Annotated in this window: 3 protein-coding genes; 2 read left to right on the top strand and 1 reads right to left on the bottom strand. The window is 30.8% G+C overall.

Annotated elements, in window-relative coordinates; genetic code table 11:
- Positions 1-43: 43 nt before the first annotated feature.
- Positions 44-2470 carry a glycosyl hydrolase 115 family protein gene (locus ACWYN7_RS15155; protein ID WP_462860814.1) on the bottom strand — a complete coding sequence of 809 codons (2427 nt, stop codon included), beginning with the start codon at positions 2468-2470 and terminating at the stop codon, positions 44-46.
- A 783-nt stretch (positions 2471-3253) separates the two neighbouring features.
- Between ACWYN7_RS15155 and ACWYN7_RS15160 the strand changes: the two genes are divergently transcribed.
- Positions 3254-7708, top strand: a complete 4455-nt coding sequence (locus ACWYN7_RS15160) for a pectinesterase family protein (protein ID WP_462860815.1) — start codon at positions 3254-3256, stop codon at positions 7706-7708.
- 1 nt (position 7709) lies between these two features.
- Positions 7710-8429, top strand: a complete 720-nt coding sequence (locus ACWYN7_RS15165; protein ID WP_462860816.1) for a hypothetical protein — start codon at positions 7710-7712, stop codon at positions 8427-8429.
- The last annotated feature ends 337 nt before the right edge of the window (positions 8430-8766 follow it).

Raw genomic sequence — 8766 nt, forward strand, 5'->3', positions numbered from 1 at the left:
ACAAAACGTAATAATAACCTTTTAAAGGTTTTAGATAAACTTTTTAATTCGGTATTTCATATCTGTTTGGCTGTCCTTCTGGCTGAATTGATAGCTGATCTATTACAATACCTGTTTGGTTTACTAGAATTTTAATGTTGTGTTTCCCTACCTTATCAATTTGAAAAGAGTGTTTTACTATTGCACTATTTCTTAGTACATTTTCTTTCCAAGTTTTACTTCTTCCTTTTGTATTAATCGAAAACTTCTTCTTATAATTAGAATCAATTTCAACGGTAATTTCATGATCAAAATTATTAGAATGCGTAGGCAATACTCTAATTTCTAACTCGTACAACCCTACTTTTTCTATATTAAACGAATAGGATACGTAAGGTTGATTATTCTCAAATTTTTTTGATGTAAAAGGAAATAATGTGATTGAAGAATTACTATACCCTAAACCTTCTACTACCTTCCACTTATATTTTTCATCATCTCTTTTCTCAATGAATTCATTGGCCTGAATGTTAATTGGTTTTACTAAAGCTTTATTAACACTTCTTTTTGTTTGTTGAACTTTATTATTTATAATTGGAGGACTAAAAACAGGAAGATTTCTTGGAGACATAGACATTATGTGATTCCATTTTCCATTACTTATACCTGTATTATAAACCTTTGTAAATTCTTTAATTTTTCTATAAGCATTCATAGAGAGGTTATAATATTCCTTTTTCTTTAAACTATTATCTGCCTCTTTTGCCAATTGTAAGTACATAAATTTATGATTCATAAAACCAGCCGTTTTAACAGGATATTCAACTAGTTGAAACCAAGCTGATTTACGTTGTTTTGAAACATATTGACTTAAACTATCAACTTTCTGCATTAAAGTTGTGTAATATTTTATTCTTCTTTCTACTTCTTCAGTAGTAAAATCAGAGAGGTTATTAGGAGTTGTTGGTTCTGTTTGTCCCCAACCCATAAATTCTGGTTTTCTAATTAAAGCAAGCCTGTAATACTCATTCATACTTATACTCAAGTCATCTGAAATTTGATTTCCAAATTCACGAGAAGCCCATTTTTTTAAGTGATCTTTTATTGTATTTTCTTTAATGCTATTAATATCCCAAGCTAAATCAAGAAAGAATTCCATATTGTATTCTAAAGGTTTTATATCACCAACATTAGCAATCCACATTTTCTTAGCTCCATTTTGATATGCTCTCGTCATTTCATACCAAATTAAACCTGGCTGTGTAGAGCTCAGCCATAAATAGTCATGTGGTCTTCCCCAATAACTTAAATGATAATAAACTCCACCACCACCATTTCTTATTTGCTCTTCTTTTGTACTGTATCTTCTTATATACCCATAATTATCATCTGTCCACATTAAAGTAATATCTTCAGGAACTGATAATCCATCATTATAAACGTCTAGAACTTCTTTGTAAGGAATAAAAACTTGTGGAATATCAATAATTGGTTTTTGAATTGTGTTTGATAAAATTTTGCGCTGATCTTTAATAATCGTTTCTAAAATTTCCTTTTTCTCTTCTTTAGATGCATTACCTTCCATTCCAGAATCGTGAATTCCTCGCATACCTAAAGTAAAAATTCCATTTCCATTTTTTACCTCTTCTATTCTAGCTTTCCAATATTCTTTTATTTTATCACTATTTGTAAAGTAGTTGTACGCTCCATATACTTTTTTATCCCATTCATCAACATTATTTCTAAGCATAGGCTCTGCATGTGATGTTCCTATAAGAATATGATATTTTTCAGCCACATCTTTATTACCTTCAATAGTAAAAAAACCTTTGGTAGATGGGTGCATTGCAGGCCAAATCGTATTAGCTTTAAGTCTTAAAAGTAACTGAAATATTTTTTCATATGTTTTTGGTCCAATGTCTCCTGTTTTGGGCTCAAAAGTTTTGGCTGCCCAAGGTTGTAACCCCCAATCTTCATCATTTAAAAAAACACCTCTATATTGCACTGATGGAGATTGTATAATTCCATTTTCTGGCAAATTAACATGTAATTTTTCTTTTTTTTCAGGGTGTACATCTGCCCACCATTGCCATGGAGATATCCCTAATTGCTTAGATAATTCAAAAACACCATAAACAGTTCCTCTTACATCACTACCAATTATTGTTAAATATTTCTTTTGATTTTTAATAGAAAACGTTTCCCAGTTAGAGCTAAAAAAATCTTTAGAATTGGTAGATTTAAACAAAAGATCCTTACTCTGCCCAATGTAAATACCTTTACCAGAACCTATAGTTGTAGTTTTAATAATTTTAGGTTTTTTACCAGTAACACTTTTAATATCTGTAGCCAATTCATTAACAGCCCATAGAATTAAATCGTCTACATTTTTATCAACATAAATAGGAATTTCCTCAACCTGATTAGAAACTGTAAAACTTTTTTTATTCTTTTCAATTTCTATGCTTTTGCAACCTATAAATAAAAACATAATAATTGCAAAACAGCTTATATTCTTAATCTTAGACAATAAATCATTTAAGTTGATATTTAGTTTTTTTAAAAATTTATGTAAATAAAACATAGTTCGGAATAATTGGGAAATGGAAAAAATAAAAAATTTCGGGTTAGAAATAATTTCGAAAAATATTTAAATGCTATTAAAAAACTATCCTGTGCTATACTGATACATTACTATTCAAAACCTAAATTTTAAGGCCTAAATATAATTTTTTAAAACTTAATTAAAACCCAAATAAAATCAATAGAAATCATTGAAAGAACTGAAATTAATTGGGCAAGTAAAATTTTATTCACTTCACTTTTTAGGCCAACTTTTAATACGAATAGTCCCTTAATAAACGCTCTTTTGAACATTTCATTTACAAGTAGAATTTATCACAAAAGTTACGTAAATAGTTTGTAAAAAAACATTATACAGTTCATTATTTGAGGTTTAACAAAATATTTTTCTTTGAAATTCAAAAAAAAATGACTAACATTGTAATCGATTACATTAATTAACTATTAAACTAATAAACATGAAAAAAAAACTACTTTATGTAGCGCTATTCCTTGCTACAATTAATTTAACACAAAATGCACAAACAAAAATTTGGGGCAAAATAATGGATATGTTTATCCTAGCTCATAAATGGATTCAATAAAAGCTAAAGATGTAATTAAAACTATTGTATAAATGAACTCTATTTTTTATACAATATTGTAATCGATTACCTTGTTGAAGAATAATTTTTAAACTAAATATTTAAACATGAAAAAAAATATACTATTGTTATTTGCAATATTTGCATTCGCAATTACAATACATGCGCAAACCGCACTTGTAGATACTACTTCTGGCATAACCTGGGAATTAGACGAAGGTTCAGACAACCAATCAGCAGATTACTTAATAAATACCGATTTATATTTTAAACCCGCTAGTGTTTCTACTGGTAGCAACTTGTTTTTTACTTCTTTAGTAGATAATGGAGGTGGAGCTATAGGAACAAGAACTGTAAATGGAGAAACATTTACTTGTTGGGAAACCAATGGAAAACTCGATGCAGCTGGTCCTGAAAGTGCTGTAGATTTTACCATAGAACCAATCTCTGGTTTATCTTTTATGCCTACTTTAATTACACTTGATGCTCAAAGATTTGGAACTGGTAATGGTAAACTAGATATTGAATGGATAAATGAAAACGGAACTACAAATGTAGTAACCGCACAAGCTACAGCCAGAGATAACACAGGTGCTTACTCTTCTTTAAGTTTTGATGTTAGTGGGTTAGGAATTGCGGCTGGTACAGGTAAAAGTACATTAAGATTGTATTTATATGGCTTGCAAGAAGCAAAGCAATTTGGACTTGCAAATGTTAAAATAGAAGGCTTGTTAAATGGTACTGCAACAGCAGATACAGAAGTTTGGGACTTTGGAGCAGAACAGTTAGACGCAGTGCTATTCAACAATATGCTTAATGAAAATAAAATTAATGCTTGGTATACAGGTATAGCATCTGGTTCTTCTGGCGTAAATGTACCATCAACCTTTACAGAAGGAGCATTAACTTGGACAAGTTCAAGTAGTACTAGCGATCGTTTAAGAACAAGCAATACCAACTTAACACGTTATGATGAAAATGTAGGTTCTTCTGATTATACAGGCAGAATCTATAGTAATAGTCGTTCTGATAGCCGATTTTTTACAATAACATTAAACGAAGATGATGAAGTTACTTTTGTAGTTACAAGTCAAGATGGAAACACTAACAATTTTCAGTTTCAAAATGCTACTGACCCAAGTCTTCAAGATGAATTCATTTCAGTAGGCTCAGGAGAAATAGTTGAAGCAAAATTTGTTGCTAAATCTGCAGGAGATTATAAATTCTTTTCTCCAAATGATAAAATGAGTGTTTACAGAGTAATTAAAAAAAGTGCTAACTATATAACTTTAACTGGTATTGTAGATGTAACAAATGCTCCTGGATTACCAAATGGTTATTCAATAGATTTTACAAACCAAGCAGGAAAAACGTTTTCAGCAGTAGTTACTAGTGGTACCTATAGTGTTGATTTACCAGCAGAATATAGTTATACTCTTAGTGTAGGTGGTGCCAATGGATATTTAATTGGTAATGGAGATACAATAGATATAACAGAAGATTCTACAACTTATGATGTAGAGGTACTACAAGTAACTTTGTTTAATATTACTGGGTCAATTACTGGATTATCAGATTTAAGCAATCTTACAATAGATTACACTCCAGATCCAGCAGCAAATAAAGTATATAGCCCAAATGTAATAATTGATAAAACCAACGCAACTTACAGTGTTAGTTTAGAAGCTGATGTAGAATATACTATTACTGCAGAAGGAGTAAATGATTATGAAATTTTATCAAATAAAATCACCATTACTGGAGATCAGACTACAGACATAGACTTTACTCCTAAGCCAGTCTATAATGTAACAATTAATGCCGCAAATTTAAATGATGCTCAATTAGGAAAATTAAGCTTAACATTCACAAACTTAAATGAAGATGGATATAGCTATACTTTTTCAGATGTATCAACAATAACCTTAAGAGATGGTGAATATTCAGTTGCTTACGAAGATGGTTTAGATGAATATGCTGTAGAGTTGGCAATTACATCAAACTTAACGATTGCAGGAACAGACGTAACTAAAGAATTAACTTTTAACCCTGTAACAGAATGGGTTTTTAATGATAGAACTATTTCTGGAGCAACAGCTTACAAAGGTCTTTTATTTACGGGTAGTGTAAATGTTAGAGGTAATAGTGGAGATTTAAATGCAGGATCAGGAGCAACAATACGTATTCCTGTTAGTGTTGGTGATAAAGTGATCATATCAGATTACTATGCATCAAATTATACAATTGATGGTGGAGCACCAATAACAAATACTTCTAATAGTACAAGTTCTAATTTAGTTACAGAATACCTTTATCCTGGTACTACAGATGGCAATGTTACCATTGCTGTGGCAAGCACTTCATATTTTGTTTCTATAAAAACAGTTCCTGTAACAGCTTATAAAGCTACAATAACTGTTGGAGAGAACAAAGATTATACTACTATTAATGCTGCTTTAAAAGCAATAAGCTATATGGATCGTGCAGATAACGAGCCAGTAACTGTATTAATAGATCCAGGTAACTACGAAGAAATGTTAGTAATTGAAAATCCAAATATTACCTTAAAAAATGCAGCTACTATCCCAAGTATTGGTATTTTAAATAAAGGTGTAGATATTGAAAATAATGCTGTTAGAATTACATCTTATTATGGTCAGAAATACAATTTCTTTAGTCAAGGAGTAGACAACAAATGGAGTGCAGAAGCGCTAGCTATAAATAGAGAAAATGGATATACAGAATATATAAACAGAGAAGGTACTGGTTCTGGATCTTCTTATTGGAATGCAACTGTAGTAGTAAAATCTACTGGTTTTAAAGCTGAAAATATTATTCTAGAAAATTCGTTTAACCAATACATTTCTAAAAAAGAATCAGAAGATGTAGTATTGGCTAAAAATCCATCTGCAGAACCAACAAGACCTACAGATTATGGAAATACAAGTGTACAAGATAGAAGTGCAGGATATGTAACACAAGCAGCTGCAATTGGTATTGCTGCAAGTGCAGACAAAGTTATTTTAAAAAACTGTAGAGTTATAGGGCGTCAAGACTCTTTTTATGGGGCTGCACCTGCAAGAGTTGTGGTTTATAAAGGAGTTATGATGGGAGCTGTAGATTATATTTTTGGAGGAATGAACGCGGTTTTTTACAAAACAGACTTTGTATTTAATACAAGCGATTACTCTTCAGATGCTGCCTATATAACAGCTGCACAACAAAATTCTGGTGAAAGAGGTTTTTTAATGTTCGAATGCCATGTAAAATCACCTATTGCTGGTGTAGAAACTGCATCTACTTTTGGAGCAAAACCAGGATATTTTGGTCGTCCTTGGGCTGCAAATACAAGTGAAGTTGTTTTTTACAAAACTACCGTAGATAAATCAACTTATCCAGGTTCAGAAGGATTATCATTAATAAATCCAGAAGGATGGACAAGCTCTTTAGGAGGAGAATCTCCACTAATGTATGAGTATGAAACTATTGAAGAATCAGGAGTAAATAACTCAGGAAACAGAGCTTCTTGGTCTACAATTTTAACAACACCAACCTTAGCTGATGGTAAAGAAATTACAACTTTTAATTTTACTAAAGGTAATGATGATTGGGATCCAATCTCTGATTTAAATGCCAATGAAGATTCAGATTTTGATGGTATTCTTGATGTAAATGACAACTGCCCTACTTCATACAATCCTGACCAAGCAGATTTTGATAATGATGGTATTGGTGATGTTTGTGAAGATAGTGATGGAGATGGTTTATTAGATAGCGATGATAAATGCCCATCTACTACAGCAGGAGTTACGATAGATATTTTTGGTTGTGAGTTAATAGAACTTCCAACTGATAATTTTACTATAGAAACAGTAGCTGTAAGTTGTAATGGCGCAGGTGATGGTTCTATTACTGTAAACTCTAAAAACACAATTTATACTTTTAATGCTTCAATTTCTGGAAATGGAATAAACAGATCAGAAAGCTTTAACAGCAACACATCAATAGAAAATTTACCAGCAGGTATATATCAAATATGTCTTACTATAGATGGTAAAGATAACTTTAACCAATGCTATAACATTTCAGTACAAGGCCCAACACCACTGAGTGCTTATGCTAAAGTAAACAGAAACACTAAAACTGCTTTAATTTCTTTATCTGGGGCTACCAGTTATAGAATTAATCACAATGGTAAAATAATCAACACTAACAACTCTGTTATTAAGTTAGCTTTAGAAACTGGTAATAATACTATAAAAGTAACTACAGATTACGATTGCCAAGGTAAGTTTTCCGAAAACATATTTATATCAGAAGATATTTCAGCTTTTCCAAATCCAACAAAAAACAATGTAAAAATTTACGTAAACGGATTAGATACTAACGTAATATATACAGTTTTAGATTTAAATGGAAGACAAATACAAACATCAAGCAAAAAATTATCTGATAATAGAATTATAGATATCGATTTTAGCAACTTAAGCACTGGTGTTTATCACATTCAAATAAATGGAAAAACAGTTAAAAAATCAATTAAAATTGTAAAAACAAAATAATATGAAACCAAAACAATATAAATTTAAAATCCTATTTTTTTTAACAATTACAGCTTTCATGGTATTAGCTTCTTGTAATAATAATGAAGAATTAGTATTTACAGGAACACCTGAAGTAAGTGTTTTACTGGCTCCAGAAAATAATCAAGCTTGCGAAATTGGTGAAATAATAGACGATAGAGCCACAGTTACATTTAATTGGCAATCGGCTAGTGAAACAGAAGTTTACGATTTAACAATCACAAATTTAATAACTGAAGAAATTAACCCTAATTTTAATTTAGACAACACAACAGCTACTGTTTTATTAGAAAGAGGTTACCCATATTCTTGGAATATTACCACAAAAAACACAGGAAATATTGTTACAAAATCAGATACTTGGAAATTTTATCTTTCAGGTGATGGCGAATCTAATTTTGCTCCATTTCCTGTACAATTAACAAGTCCTAAGTCTGGTGTAACCGTTACTCCTGATGCTGGAACTGTAACTTTAGAATGGGATGAAAGTTCTGACCCAGATGAAGACAGTATTACCTATACCGTTTTTATTGATAAAATAGATGGAAAACAAGAACCTTTAGAAGAATGGAAAAACATTACTACAAATAGCATTGTAGTTCCTGTTGATTCTAGTAGTATTTACTACTGGCATATAGAAACTTCGGATGGTAATAATACAGCTTTAAGTACCATTTATACATTTAAAACCCAAGATTAATATATATAATTTGAATTTATAAAACCCTGTAATTCAGTTGACTTACAGGGTTTTTTAGTACTCAAGGTGGGAATCGAACCCACACTCCCGAAAGAACTGGATTTTGAATCCAGCGCATTTTGAATCAAAATGATCTGAAATGGTTTGATTTACTCATATAATACAAGGTAAAAGTAACATATAAATTCATCACAAACCATTCAAAACCAGAAAATGTTGTACCTATGTTGTACCTATATTTATTTTGAGTTATTTTTGCAAAAAAAAATAATATGTCTACTTCAACCAATATTATTCTTAGAAAGAAGCCTAACAAGTCTGGACAGTTTCCTATAAT

The organism is Polaribacter sp. M10 (assembly GCF_054968445.1).